Raw genomic sequence first — 451 nt, 5'->3', positions numbered from 1 at the left:
ATTATAAGCAAGTTGTCTATAATATGGTGCAATATCTGCTAAAATAGGAATAGCATTAATATTGAGTGCCATCATCGTTGTATTAGTAGAAATACTCATTGTTATCCCATAGTATTGACTTTGTTTTTCTTGGATTATCTTGTGTAATATCTTTCGTATCTTACTTTCTAAGAAAATATTATCTTTGCCTAAATCTCTTGCCCTATTTGCTATATTTTCTATTTCTTCTTTTATAAATCTTTCTTGTTGTTCTTTACTGTGAAATATAAAGAGTTTTACTATATAATCATAAGGAGGTATTATCTTTCTAGCTCCAGGTGCATTATAAGTATATAAAGCTTTGATATTATTTCTATTTTTATCATCACAGATACTTAAAGCAAAGAGTTGTGTAAGACAGCCTCCAAGAGAATGTCCTGTAATGGTAAGAGAGTCTTTTTCTTTGATTTGT

The 451-nt window shown here is 28.6% G+C and carries 1 protein-coding gene; it reads right to left on the bottom strand.

All coding sequences use genetic code 11. The features are described 5' to 3' along the window. On the bottom strand, positions 1 to 451 hold a 451-nt coding region (locus tag ELQ16_RS09815; RefSeq protein WP_407919975.1), incomplete at both ends, for a lipase family protein.

The organism is Campylobacter sp. US33a, assembly GCF_004378855.1.
GTDB lineage: Bacteria > Campylobacterota > Campylobacteria > Campylobacterales > Campylobacteraceae > Campylobacter_D.
This window is presented reverse-complemented; position numbering and strand designations above follow the sequence as displayed.